The sequence below is a fragment of the uncultured Agrococcus sp. genome, assembly GCF_945915485.1.
Lineage (GTDB): Bacteria > Actinomycetota > Actinomycetes > Actinomycetales > Microbacteriaceae > Agrococcus.
Window position 1 is genome coordinate 10456 of sequence record NZ_CAMEFJ010000029.1, and the last position, 16728, is coordinate 27183.

General features: G+C 63.6%; 18 protein-coding genes. All 18 read right to left on the bottom strand.

Annotated elements, in window-relative coordinates; all coding sequences use genetic code 11:
• Positions 1-83 precede the first annotated feature (83 nt).
• Positions 84-959, bottom strand: coding sequence for a guanylate kinase (gene gmk / locus Q0O95_RS06760; RefSeq protein ID WP_293696629.1), 876 nt, complete (start codon positions 957-959; stop codon positions 84-86).
• Positions 956-1774 (bottom strand): orotidine-5'-phosphate decarboxylase, encoded by an 819-nt coding sequence (pyrF, locus tag Q0O95_RS06765; protein ID WP_293696631.1) that lies wholly within the window; start codon positions 1772-1774, stop codon positions 956-958. The genes gmk and pyrF overlap by 4 nt, the downstream gene beginning before the upstream one ends.
• Positions 1771-5052 (bottom strand): carbamoyl-phosphate synthase large subunit, encoded by a 3282-nt coding sequence (carB, locus tag Q0O95_RS06770; RefSeq protein WP_293696633.1) that lies wholly within the window; start codon positions 5050-5052, stop codon positions 1771-1773. The genes pyrF and carB overlap by 4 nt, the downstream gene beginning before the upstream one ends.
• Positions 5052-6200 (bottom strand): glutamine-hydrolyzing carbamoyl-phosphate synthase small subunit, encoded by a 1149-nt coding sequence (carA, locus tag Q0O95_RS06775; protein ID WP_293696635.1) that lies wholly within the window; start codon positions 6198-6200, stop codon positions 5052-5054. The genes carB and carA overlap by 1 nt, the downstream gene beginning before the upstream one ends.
• Positions 6201-6202: 2 nt before the next feature.
• The gene (locus tag Q0O95_RS06780) at positions 6203-6718 is read right to left on the bottom strand and encodes a hypothetical protein (RefSeq protein ID WP_293696637.1); all 516 of its coding nucleotides are present in this window, start codon (positions 6716-6718) and stop codon (positions 6203-6205) included.
• Positions 6715-7995, bottom strand: coding sequence for a dihydroorotase (locus Q0O95_RS06785; protein WP_293696638.1), 1281 nt, complete (start codon positions 7993-7995; stop codon positions 6715-6717). The genes Q0O95_RS06780 and Q0O95_RS06785 overlap by 4 nt, the downstream gene beginning before the upstream one ends.
• Entirely contained in the window at positions 7992-8945 is a 954-nt protein-coding gene (locus tag Q0O95_RS06790; RefSeq protein WP_293696639.1) for an aspartate carbamoyltransferase catalytic subunit, read from the bottom strand. The genes Q0O95_RS06785 and Q0O95_RS06790 overlap by 4 nt, the downstream gene beginning before the upstream one ends.
• Positions 8942-9502: a bifunctional pyr operon transcriptional regulator/uracil phosphoribosyltransferase PyrR gene (gene pyrR / locus Q0O95_RS06795; protein ID WP_293696641.1), complete on the bottom strand. Its 561-nt coding sequence runs from the start codon at positions 9500-9502 to the stop codon at positions 8942-8944. Before pyrR ends, Q0O95_RS06790 begins: the two co-directional genes overlap by 4 nt.
• Positions 9503-9579: 77 nt before the next feature.
• Complete coding sequence (locus Q0O95_RS06800) at positions 9580-10584, bottom strand: ArsA family ATPase (RefSeq protein WP_293696643.1); 1005 nt, start codon at positions 10582-10584, stop codon at positions 9580-9582.
• A complete protein-coding gene (locus Q0O95_RS06805; protein ID WP_293696645.1) occupies positions 10527-10838 on the bottom strand; it encodes a cory-CC-star protein in 312 nt (103 codons plus the stop codon). Before Q0O95_RS06805 ends, Q0O95_RS06800 begins: the two co-directional genes overlap by 58 nt.
• Positions 10798-12525 (bottom strand): carbon starvation protein A, encoded by a 1728-nt coding sequence (locus tag Q0O95_RS06810; protein ID WP_293696647.1) that lies wholly within the window; start codon positions 12523-12525, stop codon positions 10798-10800. The genes Q0O95_RS06805 and Q0O95_RS06810 overlap by 41 nt, the downstream gene beginning before the upstream one ends.
• Positions 12526-12620: 95 nt before the next feature.
• Positions 12621-13040, bottom strand: a complete 420-nt coding sequence (gene nusB / locus Q0O95_RS06815; RefSeq protein WP_293696649.1) for a transcription antitermination factor NusB — start codon at positions 13038-13040, stop codon at positions 12621-12623.
• Positions 13041-13045: 5 nt separating this feature from the next.
• The gene (gene efp / locus Q0O95_RS06820; protein WP_293696651.1) at positions 13046-13603 is read right to left on the bottom strand and encodes an elongation factor P; all 558 of its coding nucleotides are present in this window, start codon (positions 13601-13603) and stop codon (positions 13046-13048) included.
• Between the two features lie 52 nt (positions 13604-13655).
• Positions 13656-14087, bottom strand: a complete 432-nt coding sequence (locus Q0O95_RS06825; protein ID WP_293696653.1) for an NUDIX domain-containing protein — start codon at positions 14085-14087, stop codon at positions 13656-13658.
• Positions 14084-14509: a type II 3-dehydroquinate dehydratase gene (locus Q0O95_RS06830; RefSeq protein WP_293696655.1), complete on the bottom strand. Its 426-nt coding sequence runs from the start codon at positions 14507-14509 to the stop codon at positions 14084-14086. Before Q0O95_RS06830 ends, Q0O95_RS06825 begins: the two co-directional genes overlap by 4 nt.
• A 36-nt stretch (positions 14510-14545) precedes the next feature.
• Positions 14546-15634: a 3-dehydroquinate synthase gene (gene aroB, locus Q0O95_RS06835; RefSeq protein ID WP_293696657.1), complete on the bottom strand. Its 1089-nt coding sequence runs from the start codon at positions 15632-15634 to the stop codon at positions 14546-14548.
• A complete protein-coding gene (locus tag Q0O95_RS06840) occupies positions 15627-16184 on the bottom strand; it encodes a shikimate kinase (RefSeq protein ID WP_293696659.1) in 558 nt (185 codons plus the stop codon). Before Q0O95_RS06840 ends, aroB begins: the two co-directional genes overlap by 8 nt.
• A partial coding sequence (locus Q0O95_RS06845) for a chorismate synthase (protein WP_293696661.1) occupies positions 16184-16728 on the bottom strand: 545 nt, incomplete at its 5' end. The genes Q0O95_RS06840 and Q0O95_RS06845, both read right to left, overlap by 1 nt.

Genomic DNA, 16728 nt, shown 5'->3' on the forward strand with positions numbered 1-16728 from the left:
ATTGCTCCTTAAAGAGTCTTGGTGTGGGCCGTGGTTCGGTGCGCCCACGGCACGCAGCTTCCCATTCTAGCTCACTCGCCGTCCTAGCTCACGTCACCGCGCAGCAGTTCGACAACGCGATGCGCGGCTTCCGCCACATCGTGGTTGACGACAACGTGATCGAATTCGTGCTGACTCGCCAGCTCAACCTCCGCGGTACGGAGTCGCCGTGCTCGCTCCTCCTCGGTTTCCGTGCCGCGGCCGACAAGCCGGCGAACGAGTTCATCCCAGCTGGGCGGTGCGAGGAAGATCGTGAGTGCCTCCGGCATCGCGTCTCTCACGGCTCGCGCGCCCTGCAGGTCGATCTCGAGCAGAACACTGTTGCCACGGCTGAGCTGCTCATCAACCGACGACTTCGGTGTTCCGTATCGGTACGCATTGTGTACGGTGGCCCATTCGAGAAACTCGCCGTGCTCAATCATCGCGTCGAACTCGGCATCCGAGACGAATCGATAGTGCACGCCATCGATCTCACCGGGTCGGATGCTTCTCGTCGTGGCCGAGACCGCGTGTTTGATCTGCGGATAGCGGTCGCGAATGAACTGGGCAACGGTGCCCTTTCCAACAGCGGTCGGGCCGGCGAGGACGACGAGGTTGGGGCGATCCGTGCCGGGGCGCTCCCGCAACCAGTGCCGCAGCCGGTCGCGTTGGTGCACCCCCAGACCGCGCAGCCGCCGTCGCCGCGAGATACCGAGTTCCTCCAGCGTCTGATCCGTACGCAGAGGGCCGAGCCCTCGCAGCGAGCTCAGCAACTCGGATGCGAGCAGCGAGGACTCCGCGCTGGTGGCATCGCTCCAGGCCGTTTCACACACTTCGAGTGGCGTTCGCTCGCCGGCGGCTATTGCCTGTTTCACCTCGGCTCGTGCTCGCCGACTCCGCACGGCCTCAGCCGAAGCCTGCACTGGATCGGGGACGCTCATGCCGAAACTGTAGCAACTGCTTCGTCGATCGCCGCGACGAGCCCGTCGGGTCCGTGCTCGAGGATGCTGCGCGAAACAGCGGCGAGCACGGGAGCGGAAGCCGGGAACAGCGTGCGGAGATCCTCGAGGCGACCGCCCTGTGCGCCGAAGCCGGGGGCGAGCACCGGCGTGTTCGCATCCACTTCGATTCCGAAGTCCCGCACATCGATCGTCGCGCCGAGAACGAGGCCGATCGAGCCCATCGATGAAGCAGCAGCGCTGTTGAGTACTGCGACCTCTCGTGCGATCGTCGCCGCGACGGTCTCACCGGTCTCGGTCGTGGCAAGCTGAATGCCCGCTGCCTCCGGGTTGCTCGTCGCACAGAGCACGAAGAGCCCGCGTTCGTGCTCGCTCGCGAGCTCGAAGACGCTGGCGAGCGATCCGGTTCCCTGAAACGCGGAAACGGTGAGCGCGTCGACGAACAGTGGGGAGTCCGGGTGCAGCCACGCTTCTCCGTAGGCGGCGACCGAGGTTCCCACATCGCCACGCTTGGCGTCCCCGATGACCAGGACGTCACGATCCCGCGCGACGGCGAGGACGTCTTCCAGCGCTCGCAGACCCGCGGAACCGTGCCGTTCGAAGAACGCCACCTGCGGTTTGATCGCGGCGGCTCGGCCCGCGGCGGCTTCGACAACGGCAAGGCCGAACGACCTGAGCGATTCCGGCGCATCCGGCAGCCCCCAGTCCCGCAGCAGGTGCGGATGCGGATCGATGCCGACGCACAGCGGCGAACGATCGCTGATGGCACTGACCAGCCGCGACCCGAATGCCGTCATCGCACAGTCTCGCGTCGTTCGTTGTACTCCTGCAGACTCGTCACGTTGAACGCTTCTCTGTTCGCTTCGATCGCCATCGTTGCGGCAGCAAGCTGCGAAACCGTCGTGAAGATCGGCTTGTCGGCACCCGCGGTCGCAGCTCGGATCTCGTAACCGTCCTGGCGCGAGATTCCCGTCGAGGGCGTGTTGATCACCATGTCGACCTCACCACGATGGATGGCGCCGACGATGGAGTCCTCGAATCCGGCCTTGGAAAGCTTGGCAACCTCCGTGACGGGGATGCCGTTGCGGCGCAGTACTTCGGCGGTCCCCTCGGTCGCGACAATGTCGAAGCCGAGCTGCTCCAGCCTGTGGACGGGGAAGACCGCTTGACGCTTGTGGCGGTCGGCGAGCGAGACGAAGACGGTGCCGGACGTCGGCAACCCACCCGTCGTACCCGCCTGGCTCTTCGCGAAAGCGGTGGGGAGATTGCTGTCGATGCCCATGACCTCACCGGTCGACCGCATCTCCGGGCCGAGCAGGCTGTCGACCAGCATGCCTCCCTTGGTGCGGAATCGCCTGAAGGGCAGCACCGCCTCCTTGACTGCGACGGGGGCTCCTCCGGGGACGTACGTGCCGTCCGTGGCAGGCAGCACGCCCCGCTCGATGACTTCGCGTATCGAGTGGCCGGCCATCACGAGTGCGTTGGCCTTGGCAACACCCATGCCCTGCGCCTTCGCGACGAAGGGCACGGTTCTGCTGGCACGCGGGTTCGCTTCTATGACGTAGAGGACATCGGCGGCGATGGCGAACTGCACGTTGATCGGTCCGCGTACACCGAGACCTTCGGCGATGCGCTCCGTTGCTGTCCGCACCCGCTCGATCTGGTGGCGTCCGAGTCCGAAGGGCGGCAAGGTACAGCTCGAGTCGCCCGAGTGGATGCCGGCCTCCTCGATGTGCTCGAGGATCCCTCCTATGTACAGCTCCGTGCCGTCGTAGATGGCGTCGACATCGATTTCGACCGCGTCGTCGAGGAAATGGTCAACGAGAACGGGCCGATCCGGGCCGATGATGCCGTGCTCGGAAATCCGCTCGAAGTACCCGCGGAGCGCTTCCGTGTCGTAGACGATCTCCATACCGCGGCCGCCCAGGACGAACGACGGTCGCACAAGCACCGGATACCCGATCTCCTCGGCGATCGCGACCGCTTCCTCCTCACTCGTGGCAGTGCCGTTCTTGGGCGCGATGAGACCGCCTGCGTCCAGGATGCGCTGGAAGAGCCCTCGCTCCTCCGCTAGGTCGATCGCGTCCGGCTGCGTTCCGAGAATAGGAACGCCGGCCGCCTCGAGACCGCGCGCCAGCGACAGCGGTGTCTGGCCACCGAGCTGCACAATGACGCCGACGAGCTCCCCGGCCGCCGACTCGGCGTGCACGATCTCGAGAACATCCTCGAGCGTGAGCGGTTCGAAGTAGAGACGATCCGATGTGTCGTAGTCGGTTGAGACGGTCTCCGGGTTGCAGTTGACCATGATGGTCTCGTAGCCGGCGTCCCGCAGTGCGAAGGACGCGTGAACGCACGAGTAGTCGAACTCGATGCCCTGTCCGATGCGGTTGGGCCCGGAACCGAGGATGATCACCTTCTTGCGATCGGAAGGAACGACTTCGGTTTCCAGGTCGTAGCTCGAATAGTGATACGGCGTCTCCGCAGGGAACTCCCCGGCGCACGTGTCGACGGTCTTGAACACCGGTCGCAGCCCGTAGTCCCAGCGCTGTTGCCGCACGATGTCTTCGTGAGTGCCGCGCAGCTGCGCGATCTGGGAGTCCGAGAATCCGTGCTCCTTCGCCTCCGCGAGAACATCGGCCGTGAGGCGCTGTGCGTCGGTGACGAAATCGGCCGTTTCGTTGATGAGGGCGATCTGATCGAGGAACCAGGGATCCATGCCGGTTGCCCGGAACAGCTCGTCGATCGTCGCCCCTGCACGCATGGCCTGCTGAATCGTGACGATGCGACCGTCCGTCGGTGTCTTGGCGGTCTCGATCAGTGCGTCTTTGTCGCCCGGTTCGCCCAGCCAGTGGAAGGAGGAGCCCCGCTTCTCAATGGATCTGAGCGCTTTCTGCAGTGCCTGCGTATACGTACGGCCTATCGACATCGCTTCGCCGACGGACTTCATCGTGGTCGTGAGCGTCGGATCAGCTGCCGGGAACTTCTCGAACGTGAAGCGCGGCACCTTGACCACGACGTAATCGATCGTGGGTTCGAAGGATGCGGGCGTCGCTTTCGTGATGTCGTTCGGGATCTCGTCGAGCCGGTACCCGAGGGCGAGCTTCGCGGCGATCTTTGCGATCGGGAATCCCGTCGCCTTCGAGGCCAGTGCCGACGATCGCGAAACCCGGGGGTTCATTTCGATGACGATGACGCGCCCCGTGGCCGGGTCGACGGCGAACTGGATGTTGCAGCCGCCAGTGTCGACGCCCACGTCACGAATGATCTGGATGCCGATGTCCCGGAGGCTCTGGAACTCGCGATCGGTCAGCGTCAGCGCGGGGGCAACCGTGATGGAGTCACCCGTGTGCACACCGACAGGGTCGACGTTCTCGATCGAACAGATGACGACCGTGTTGTCGGCCGTGTCACGCATCAGCTCGAGTTCGTACTCCTTCCAACCGAGAATCGACTCCTCGAGCAGCACTTCAGAGGTCGGAGACGAGTAGATACCGTCCTGCACCATGCGCCGCAGTTCGTCTTCATCGTGTGCGAATCCCGAGCCGAGCCCACCCATCGTGAACGACGGACGGACGACGACCGGATAGCCGAATTCACTCGTGAAATCGAGCGCGTCCTGTTCTGAGGTGGCGATCGTGCTCCTGGCGACATCCGCGCCGGCGTCGAGCACGAGCTGCTTGAACAGCTGGCGGTCCTCTCCGCGCTGGATGGCGTCCACATTCGCGCCGATCAGTTCGACGCCGAGACGCTCGAGCACGCCGCGTTCGTGCAGGGCGATCGCGGCGTTCAGCGCAGTCTGACCGCCGAGGGTCGGAAGAATCGCGTCGGGGCGCTCCTTCAGCAGGATGGACTCGATGACCTCGGGCGTGATTGGCTCGATGTAGGTCGCGTCGGCGAAATCGGGATCCGTCATGATCGTCGCAGGGTTCGAATTCACCAGAATCACCCGAACACCGTCTTCCCTGAGAACACGGCATGCCTGCGTACCCGAATAGTCGAACTCTGCTGCCTGTCCGATAACAATCGGACCGGAGCCGATAACGAGAACTGCGTTGATATCGTCGCGCTTCGGCATCAGTTACCGGCCTTTCGTGCTGTGATCGCTTCGCCGAGTCGGTCGAAGAGATGCATGGAGTCGCGGGGTCCCGAGGCTGATTCGGGGTGGAACTGAACACTGAACGCCGGAATATCGAGGGCTTCAAGGCCCTCGACGACATCGTCGTTCAATGAGTAGTGGCTCACGCGCACCCGGCCGAACCCTGCGGGGCTCTCGAAATCCTCGCCGAGTGGTGCTTGCACTGCGAACCCGTGGTTCTGGCTCGTGATTTCGACCCGCCCTGTCGCGACATCCAGAACGGGCTGGTTGATGCCGCGGTGACCGAACGGCAGCTTATAGGTCTCGAGGCCGAGTGCACGCCCCAGCAATTGGTTGCCGAAGCAGATTCCGAAGTACGGAATACCGTCGCGCAGTGCGCTGCGAAGCAGTTTGACGTGCGCATCGCTCGCCGCGGGGTCACCGGGTCCGTTCGAGAAGAAGAGTGCGTCGACGTCGTATGCGCGCAGTTGTTCGTAGGCGATGTCCTGCGGCAGTACGACGAGGTCGAAGCCGCGCTCCCGAAGGTACCGGATCGTCGCCGACTTGATGCCCAGGTCGAGAACCGCGACGAGCCCGAACCGTTCGCCTATCGCCTCGAAGCGTTGCGGTTCCGAAACCGACACTTCGGCCGAGAGGTTGCGCCCCGACATCTCTGGGCTGTTGAGAACAGCGGCAACCATTTCCGTGTCGGTACGCATGCCGTCGCCGGAGAAGATCCCGGCTCGCATACTGCCGTGCTCGCGGAGCCGAAGCGTGACGGCGCGTGTATCGATGCCCGCGATGCCGATAACGTCTTCCCGCTCGAGTCGAGCCGCCAAAGACTCCGTTGCGCGCCAGTTCGAAGCAACGCGGCTCGCTGCTCGGACCGCGTATCCGGAGACCCAGATCTGCCGGGATTCGGGATCTTCATCGTTCACGCCCGTGTTGCCGATGTGCGGGGCGGTCTGCACGACGATCTGACCTGCGTACGACGGGTCTGTGATGGTCTCCTGATAGCCCGTCATGCCCGTCGTGAAAACCGCTTCGCCGAGCGTGCTTCCTTGTGCTCCATACGCGGTGCCGCGATAGATCGTGCCGTCTTCCAGGACGAGAGCGGCTGGCTGCCGATCGGATACTGCTCGTTCCACTTCTACGATTCCTTCCCTGCCTGCGTGGCTTCCCTCGAGTCCTCATCGGACAACAGCGCCAGCAATTGCTTCAGCGTTTCGCCATCGTCACCGATGACACGCACGTTTGTCGCCACTTCGCGAGCCCCGAGACGCCAGGCGTACCGCAAAAGGCCCCCTGGCTCGACGGCGCGGTCGATCGTCCACGTCGCCCGCTGCACTTCCCGCAGGTCCTCGACAGGCGTGAACACCTCGGTGTCGGGCATGGAGAGAACGATGCCCTCGTCGCCGATGATGAGAGACGCTCTGCTGCGCAGCCCGAGCCCGTGAACCGCAATGCGATCGTATTCGTTGTCGGCCATCGTGGTAGCGACGTAGAGCACGTCCGAGCTGAATCGGGCCACGAAGCCCTCCGGAACGGCGACAGGAGCCGGAACATCCCGCTGTCGTCGTCGTCGCACCCACCAGCCGAGCAGCCCGAGCCCGACCAGCAGTGCGATGAAGATCACCGCGACGATTGCGAACGTCTCCCGAGTCATTCGACGACCTTTCCCTCTGCCACGGTCCGATAACCGTTGTGCAAAACGTGCTGAACCCTCCCTGGCAGCTCGATTCCCAGGAAAGGAGAGTTGAGGCTGCGTCCTGCAAGACGTTCGGTTGTGAAGACGCTGCTGTCCGCAGTGTCGACGAGCGTGATGTTCGCAGGCGCGCCGACCGCGAGGGGCTCACGATAGCCGGTGAGACCGCCGATGGCGGCCGGCGCGGAACTCAGCACCCTGGCGACGTCGGCAATCTCAATATGACCGGGCTCGACGAGTGTCTTGAGCACAACGGGAAGCGCCGACTCGAGCCCCACCATGCCGAACGCCGCGTCTTCGAAGGACGTCCTCTTCATCTCGTCGGCATGAGGCGCGTGATCGGTTGCGACGATGTCGATGGTGCCGTCGGCGACGGCTTCGCGCAACGCAAACACGTCCTCGTCGCGTCGCAGAGGCGGGTTCACCTTATAGAGCGGATCGTAACCGGCAAGAAGCTCTTCTGTCAGCATCAAGTGGTGCGGTGTCACTTCAGCGGTTATCGAGATTCCGCGAGCCTTCGCCCATCGAACGATATCGACGCTTCCCGCTGTCGATACGTGACAGACGTGCACACGAGAGTCGGTCTGCTCGGCCAGCAGTGCGTCTCGTGCAATGATCGACTCCTCGGCAACCGAGGGCCATCCTGGCAGCCCGAGCCTGCCGCTCAACTCCGATTCGTGCATCACCGCGTTCTCCGTGAGCCGAGGCTCTTGCGCGTGCTGGGCCACGACACCGCCGAAGGGCCGCACGTACTCGAGCGCCCTGCGCATCAGCAGCGGATCGTGCACGCACTTGCCGTCATCGCTGAAGACGCGCACGTTCGCACGGCTGCGAGCCATCAAACCCAGTTCAGCAAGACGTTCGCCATGTAAGCCGACCGTCACGGCACCGATCGGGCGCACATCGACGAGACCGGCTCTCCTGCCGAGGTCATGAACGAGTTCTACGACGGCAACAGAATCAGCGACCGGGCTCGTGTTCGCCATCGCGAAGACCGCGGTGAAGCCACCCTGCGCTGCGGCGCGAGACCCTGTTGCGACGGTCTCGGCCTGTTCCCCTCCCGGCTCGCGGAAATGCACGTGCAGATCGACCAGGCCGGGTAGCGCAACGAGACCCGCCGCATCGATCTCATCTCCTTCCGCGGAGACCCTACCGATTTCGGCTATGACGCCGTCCTCGACGAGCAGGTCGGCAGTCTCGCCTCCGAGGATCTTTGCTCCCCTGATGATCGTGGTCATTGCGGCTCCTCTCCCGCTATCAGCGAGTAGAGCACGGCCATCCGCAGCGAGACCCCGCTCGTCACCTGTTCGAGAACCGCCGACTGCAGTCCCTCCGCCGCACGCGACGATATCTCGAGCCCGCGGTTCATGGGCCCCGGGTGCATTATCACCGTGTCGTCATCGAGTTTCGCCCTGCGCTCATCCGTGAGCGACCATCCGACGATGTACTCGCCGACCGACGGCACGAACGCGCCCCTTTGGCGTTCGAGTTGCACGCGCAGCATCATGAGCGCGTCGAGCGGCTGCTGCAGGACCGCGTCGAAATCCGTCGTCACCGTCGTGTTCCAGGTGTCCGCTCCCGGCGGCAGAAGCGTCGGCGGCCCCACGAATGTCACCTCGGCTCCGAGCGCTGGAAGCAGCAGCGCATTGGATCGGGCGACACGGGAATGAGCGATGTCACCGGCGATCGCGATTCGCACGCCGTCGAGGCCCCTTCCTCGACTCTGGGCACCGAAGAGTCGACGGCGCAGCGCGAATGCGTCCAGCAGCGCCTGGGTGGGATGTTCGTGCGCCCCGTCACCGGCATTGATCACGCGCACCGAAGGGAAACTCACATCGAGCCAGTCGGCCGCCAACTGGGCGGCACCGGAATCTCCGTGCCGCATCACGATGCCGTCTATGCCCATGGCCGCGAGCGTCAGAACTGTGTCGCGGAGGCTCTCGCCCTTCTTCACACTCGATGCGGATCCGGAGACGTTGATGACGTCTGCCGAAAGCCATTTTCCGGCTATCTCGAAGGACGAGCGTGTTCTCGTCGAGTTTTCGAAGAACGCGTTGACGACCGTTCTGCCGCGCAGCGCAGGGAGCTTCTTCAGCTGCCGATCCTGCACTTCGTGCATGTCTTCAGCGGCGTCGAGCAGCGAGATCGCATCCTCTCGACGCAGCGCGCCCGTGAGCAGATGCTTCATGCGATGTCACCCGCCGGACTCTCGATCAGTACGGCGTCGGTGCCGTCGATCTCTTCGAGCTGGACGAGGACGCGCTCGGATCGCGAGGAGGGAAGGTTCTTTCCAACGAAGTCCGCGCGGATCGGAAGCTCCCGATGGCCCCTGTCCACGAGCACTGCGAGCCGAACGGCCTTGGCCCGGCCGTGATCGGCGAGTGCATCGAGGGCCGCTCGTATGGTTCGGCCCGAGAACAGCACGTCGTCGACGAGCACGACGGTGCGACCATCGACGGTGCCGTCGGGGATGCTCGTCGGCCGGGATGCGCGAGTCGGTTTCGATGCGAGGTCATCGCGGTACATCGTGACATCGAGTGCGCCGTAGGGAACCTCGGCACCGTCGATCCGACCCAGAAGCTGAGCCAGGCGAGCGGCGATCGGGACACCGCGAGTATGAATCCCCAAAACGAGCAGTTGATCTGCGCCACGTTCGGATTCGAGGATCTCGTGGGCTATCCGCTTCAGCATTCGTGCGAAATCATCACCCTGCAATACGGTTTTCGCGTGCTCTGCATCGCTCACCGGATCGCCTCCCTTCTTCGCCTCACTGGACGAGCTTCAAGGTTGGATGGTTCAAGCATACAGCGTGCTAGCCGACGCTAGAGCCGCGCCGCTACACGCAGTATGGCGTCCTCCCCCGTCAGGTCGTCGGCGAGCAGTGGAATCTCGACGAGTGGGGCTTCTGTGCGGAGCAACTTCGACGCTTCGATAGCGTCGGTCTCGAGGCGGTGTCGTGCGTCGAGGAGCGCGCTTTCTCCCCGCGGGGAACGTCTGTTGATGACGACACCCGCGATGGGGATACGCAAACCCCTCAAATCCTCAATGAGGTCGAGGCATTCTGCCAGGGGCATCCGTTCCGCGAGCGTGACCGTAACGAATCCGCAAACTTCGGCATCCGTGATCATCGCTCGCATGGTCGCGAAGCGTGACTTTCTTCTGTGCAGGGTCTTGCGCAAGTCAGATTCGGGGTTCCGGGAGTTTCTGCCGGTGACGATGGACTGCATTGTTGCGGCGTATCGCTCGGAGCGATCTCTGCTTCGCAATAGCTGCTCGGTCCATCCCTCCAGGCGATCCGGCAGTGAGAGCAGCCTGGTGGTGTGCCCCGTGGGAGCCGTATCGAACAGCACGGTGTCGTACACGCCCTGTGCGTTTTCGACCGTCTCCGCAACACGTTCGAGCATCGCGGACTCGTGACTGCCCGGAGCATCCGCCGCCCGCAGAATATGCGAGCGGGCCGCGGAGTGCAGTCGCTCCGGCAGCAGGCTCATCATGGTTGCTTCAACGCCTGCCAGGTGACGCTCGACTGTAGAACGGGGATCGAGCTCGACACCGTCAACGGAGCCGTTCCCGACGGCAGCGAGCTGACGCGCCGTATCGTTCAGGCTCGTCCTCCACAGGTGCCCGAGACTGTGCGCAGGATCTGTTGATGCGACCAGCACGCGCTTCCCCCGCGCGGCGAGCCCGCAGGCGATCGAGGACGCGACAGTTGTTTTCCCGACGCCGCCCTTGCCACCGATGAACAGCAGCTTCCTGTCGTGCAGACTCTCTAACAGCATGAGACATGATCCAATGGCGAGCGCGGCATACCCATGCGCTTGTGCCATGCATGGAAGTCTTCGTAGAGGTACGGCATCAACTCAAGCGTGTAGTACGCGGCCGGGTCCGGAACACCGAGGGCCTCTCCAAGGACGACGAGGGTGAAGAAGTCGTCCTCGTCCCTGCGCTCGCGCGCTAACGCCTGCCTGTACGGCCCGGCGTAGATCTCGGACAGCGCCCGAGAGAAGGAGGCCCAGCGGTGTGATCCGGATTCCGACAGGTTAGGACTCCTCTCGGACGGCTTCGAGCTTCTCGTCGGCATCTTCAGGCTCAGGAGGAGCCTTCACCGCCTTGCGCATCGCGATGAACGCCTCGACGGCCACCCAGATGCTCGCGAAGATGATGACCACGTCGATGACGAAGAGCAGCCAGTCCGGATTCGCGGGATTCGTGAAGCTGAAGAGCTGCTCGATGGCGGCCCAGAACGACATGATGAAGACGACGATGAGCGGGAGCAGCGCCGGTAGCGGGTTCCGTCGCTTGCGGATCAGCATGATCGCGATGATCGAGAGCGTCAGGGAGGCGAGCAGCTGGTTCGTCGTACCGAACAGCGGCCAGATCCGCATGCCACCTTCACCGTCGAGTCCCTGTGAGAAGGTCAGCCCGAGACCGACCGCGACGACGACGAGCGTTGCGACGTACTTGTTCAGCTTGACGTTCGCCGCTTGGCCGATTTCTTGCACGACGAAGCGCAGCAGTCTCATACCGGTGTCCATCGTCGTCGCAGCGAACAGCACGGCCATCGTCGCGAGCACGGTCGCACTGAGCGACGCGGGCAAACCGATGCCGTTCTCCATGAGCAAGCCTCCGCCTTCGACGAACGCGTTGACGCCTCCCGCGCCGAATTCGCTGTAGATCTCCTCCCAGCGGGCGACGGAGCCGATACCACCGGCGACGGCGAGAATCGTTCCCAGCGAGAGCAGTCCCTCACCGACCGCGCCGAAGTAGCCGACGAATCGAGCGTCCGTCTCCTTGTCCAGCTGCTTGGAGCTCGTGCCGGACGACACCATCCCGTGGAAGCCCGAGATGGCACCGCAGGCGATCGTGACGAACAGCAGTGGCACCATGGACGGTGTCCCCTCCGGCACCGCTGTATTCCACATCGGGGCGACGAGCTCGGGCTTGTTCGAGAGGAAAAGCGCTCCAATGAGAACAGAGGAATACAGGAGAGCCAGACCGACGAAGAGCTGCACACCGTTGATGTAGTCCCTCGGCTGCAGCAGCACCCAGACAGGCAGCATTGAAGCTATGCCACCATAGACGAACAGCGCGATGATCCAGAAACTGGCTGGTCCGATGCCGAGGAAGTCATCCGGCAGCACTACGGGGACCTGGTCCCCGAGGACGATCAGTGAGTAGAGTGCGACGACGCCCACGATCGTCACCGGCAGCAGCGGCCATTTCAGCTTGTACACCGAGACACCGACAAGCAACGCCACGACAATCGCGCCCCAGGTGGGTATGACTGCTGAGGGAGTGCCGACCAGCAGCCCGGTGATGACGACGGCAAAGGCCGCGATCACCATGAGCAGCAACACGAAGATGACGACGAGGAACAGCGCTGCGCCCCGTTTGCCGATGTAGCGCGCCGCGAGTGAGCCGATACTCCTGCCCTTGTTCCTCGTCGACGCCCACAGCGCGCCGAGGTCGTGCATTCCCGCGAAGAACACCGTGCCCAGCGTCACCCAAAGGAACGCCGGCAGCCAGCCCCAGATGATCGCGACGGCCGGGCCGACGATAGGCGCGGCTCCCGCAACGGACGTGAAGTGGTGCCCCCAGAGAATGAACTTATTGGTCGGGACGTAGTCGACGCCGTCGCTCAGCTCGTGGGCAGGTGTCTTGAAACCCTTGTCGAGCCGGTAAACGCGCTTGGACAGATACTTCGAGTAGAAGGCATACCCGAGACCGAGAATGGCGAGGCCGACGAGCATTAAAACGAGGGAACTCATGTGCTGTGAATCTCCGTTCTGCTACCGCACCATTGCAGTAGTAGAACTCACGCTAGCAAACGGATGCGTGCAGGCATCGATTCGCGTCACGTGTTTCAGCGCTGGGCCGCTATGCGCGAAAGCACTCCCTGCACGAATCTCGGCGAGTCGTCCGCCGACAGCTCCTCTGCCAGGTGAGCGGCTTCAGAGGTGATGACAGCAGCGGGAACCCCCTGCTGCTCCAGCAACTCGAAGGAAGCGACGCGCAGAATCGCGAGGTCCGTTCTGCTCATACGATCGACGCTCCACTTCTCGCTGGCGCCGGAGATGATTTCGTCGAGTTCTTCTGTGCGGCGTTCGACGCCGGCGACCAGTTCCTGCGCGTACGCGAACCATGGGTGCCGCGACCATCCGGCTGCGCGCGAGGTGGTCGCGAGAAGCACCATCGGGTCCTCGCCGCGGATCAGGGCCGCATACACGACCTCGATCGCGTGCTTCCGAGACTTCCTCCTGGAGGGATAGCGTTCGACAGTCACGTGCGTCAGGCGCGTCCGAGGTAGTCGCCGGAACGCGTGTCGACCTTGACCTTGGTTCCCTGCTCGACGAAGAGCGGCACCTGGATCTCGGCGCCGGTCTCGACGGTTGCCGGCTTGTTGCCGGCGTTCGAGCGGTCGCCCTGCAGACCCGGCTCGGTGTAGGTGATTTCGAGAATGACCGAAGGCGGCAACTCGACCTGCAGTGCCTCACCGTCATGCATGGAGATCTGCGCATTCGCGTTCTCCAGCAGGTAGTTGGCGGCATCGCCGACGACGCTCGCCGGGATCGGCAGCTGTTCGTAGGTGTCGTTGTCCATGAAGATGAAGTCGGTGCCGTCGTTGTACAGATACTGGTAGTCACGGCGGTCGACGGTCTCGAAGTCGATCTTCGTGCCGGCGTTGAATGTCTTGTCGACGACCTTCTGACTGCGAACGTTCCGCAGCTTGGTACGGACGAAAGCTCCGCCCTTACCCGGCTTGACGTGCTGGAACTCGAGCACGCTCCAGAGCTGTCCGTCGATCGAGAGAACCGATCCGTTCTTGATGTCGTTGGTCGTTGCCATGAATTTCCGTTCGTATGTACGAGCGACCGAGGTTTCCGGCCAGTGGCCGAGTCTACCGGACGAGAGCGCCGAGTTTCGCGCCGAGACCAGCGACGAGCACCTGCGAGTGCTCGAGCGGCAACCACCAGCATTCCCATCGCTGCGGAATACCTCCGCCATTCGGATCGAACTCGCCCGCTACCCATCGATCTTCTGTGTGGGCGTTCGAGACGGCGAGTTCGAAGAAGTGCCTCGTCGCGATTTGATCCCGCGTCGGCCGCACGTCGTACTCTTCCGAGCCGAGTGACCGCAGCACGCTTCCGGCGAGACCCGTCTCCTCACGCAGTTCGCGTACCGCGGCATCCTCTGGTCGTTCGCCGGCATCCACCGTACCTGCTGGAACCTGCACGCCCGCGACCGTCAACGGCACGTCGAGATGCGTGAAGACGAGCAGATGTCCATCGTGCTGGACGTAGCAGACGGCCTTGTCGGGTCGACCGGTCATGCTTCGCTGCGTAGAGACTCCGCCGCGAGCCCGTAGCCCCGGATGCCGAACCCGGCGATGACGCCCTTCGCGACTCCCGAGATAACGGAGTTGTGTCTGAACGTCTCGCGCGCGTGGGGGTTCGAGAGGTGCACCTCGATCAACGGCGCAACGCCCTGCAGCATCGCGCACGCGTCCCGCAGCGCATACGAGTAGTGCGTGAACGCCGCCGGGTTCAGGATGACGGGTGTGCGCGCGTCAACCGCCTCGTGTATCCACGAGATCAGCTCGGTCTCGCTATCGGTCTGTCGCACGTCGGCTTCAAGACCGGAGTAGCCGTCGAGCAGCCGTTGCACGTCTTCCAAAGAGGCCGAGCCGTAGATCTCGGGCTCCCGGGTGCCGAGACGACCCAGGTTGGGCCCGTTCAGTACGAGGATGCGCATGCATTCATTCTTGCAGTAGACGGCACGTAGACAGGCTCACTCCTGTTCATCGGCCAAGGACTGGTATGCAGTGAAGAGCATCGTCTGATCGGGCCCTTCCAGAACGCGTGGACGTCCTACGCCGTCCAGCACGATGAAGCGGAGCATCGAACCACGCGTCTTCTTATCGCGCTGCATCGTGGCACGCAGCGTCTTCCAGCGATTCGCCGGGTACTGCAGTGGAAGGTTCAGGCTCGAAAGGATGCGCCGATGCCGCGCGACGGTCGCATCGTCCAGCCGACCGGCAAGCCGTCCAAGTTCCGCTGCGAAGACCATGCCGATCGAGATCGCTGCTCCGTGACGCCACTGGTAGCGCTCCGCGTGTTCGATCGCGTGCCCCAGCGTGTGCCCGTAATTCAGGAACTCGCGACGCCCGTGCTCGCGTGTATCGCCAGCGACGATCTCTGCTTTCACCCGAATCGCCCGTGAAACGGCTTCGTGGAACTGGGGAGCGCCGGGGTTCGTCGTCGCTTCCAGATCGGACTCGAGCAGCTCCAGGATGCGCTCGTCCGCGATGAATCCGCACTTGACGACCTCCGCGAATCCGGTCAGGATCTCCTTGCGGTCGAGCGTGTCGGTCAGCGCGAGGTCCGCAATGACAAGCGACGGCTGATGGAAGGCTCCCACGAGGTTCTTACCGAGCTCAGTATTGATGCCTGTCTTGCCGCCGACGGCCGCGTCGACCATCCCGAGCACGGTTGTCGGCACCTGAACGACGCTCACGCCTCGCAGCCATGTTGCGGCGACGAAACCTGCCAGGTCCGTTGCGGCTCCGCCTCCGAGCCCGACAACGACGTCCGTTCTCGTGAAGTCGGCCTGCCCCATGATCTGCCACAGGAACTGCGCTACTTCGATGCGTTTCGCGTCTTCCGCGTCGGGAATTTCCGCGAGGAAGAGCTGCGTCCCGCTTACCTCGATCTCCCGCTTCAGCTCGTCGGCAACCGTTGAGAGCGACGGCTGATGCACGACGAGAACCTTGTCGACCTCCGTCAATGCTTCCCGCAGCTGATCGAGCAGCACTTCACGACCTATTACGACATCGTATTCGTCCGCCGTCTCCACACGGATTGTCGTTACTTCAGACACTGGTTATCCCACGCTCCTTCTTGCTCTCGGATCCCGGGTGCTCGTGCTCGAGCACCCATGCGGCGATCTCTTCTGCGACACGTCGCATCGGGCGGTGCGATGTGTCCGCAACGGCATCGGCCAGCTGCCGATACAGCGGCTCGCGTTCGGCGGTGATTCTTCGCCAGGCGACGATGCCCTCTTCCGCGAGCAGCGGCCGCTTGTTGTTGTCGATTCGGCTCGCGACTGCTGCTTCGGAGACGGTGATCAGCACGACGGTTGAGTCCGCCACGCGTGCGCGGGTTCCCTCGTCTAGAACAGCACCACCGCCGAGCGAAACCACTGCGCCCGGCCGCAGAGCCTCGGCGACGACGTTCGCCTCAAGCTCTCTGAACCCCCGTTCACCCAGCTCTGCGAAGATTTCCGGAATCGGACCGTTGTCCCGCACGATGACCTTGTCGGTATCGATGAACTCGCGAGCCAGGACCTTCGCAAGCGTGCGCCCTACCGAGCTCTTGCCGGCGGCCATCGGCCCTATCAGCACCACCGGCCGAGGTGCTTGCGACGTCATCAGCGCTCGTTCTTCGTGCGCACGCTCTCGTCGATCGCACTGAGGTACGCTGCCAGATTCCTGCGGGTTTCACCGACGCTGTCACCGCCGAATTTCTCCAGCACCGCGTCCGCAAGGACGAGTGCCGCCATTGCCTCCGCGACGACGCCGGATGCAGGAACCGCTGTGATGTCGCTTCTCTGATGGTGCGCCTTCGAAGCTTCCCCAGTAGCGACATCGATCGTACGCAGTGCGTGCGGCACGGTGGAGATCGGCTTCATAGCCGCGCGAACGCGCAGCACTCGGCCGTTCGTCATACCGCCTTCTATGCCTCCGGCACGGTTGGAGACGCGCTCGAGTCCGTCCTCCCCCGGCACGATCTCATCGTGCGCGGCGCTCCCCCGCCTCGTCGCAGTCGTGAAGCCGTCGCCGACTTCGACTCCCTTGATGGCCTGGACGCTCATCAACGCGCCCGCGAGCCGGGCATCCAGCCGGCGATCCCAGTGGACGTAACTGCCGAGTCCGGGAGGCAGACCGTAGGCAAGCACTTCGACAACGCCGCCCA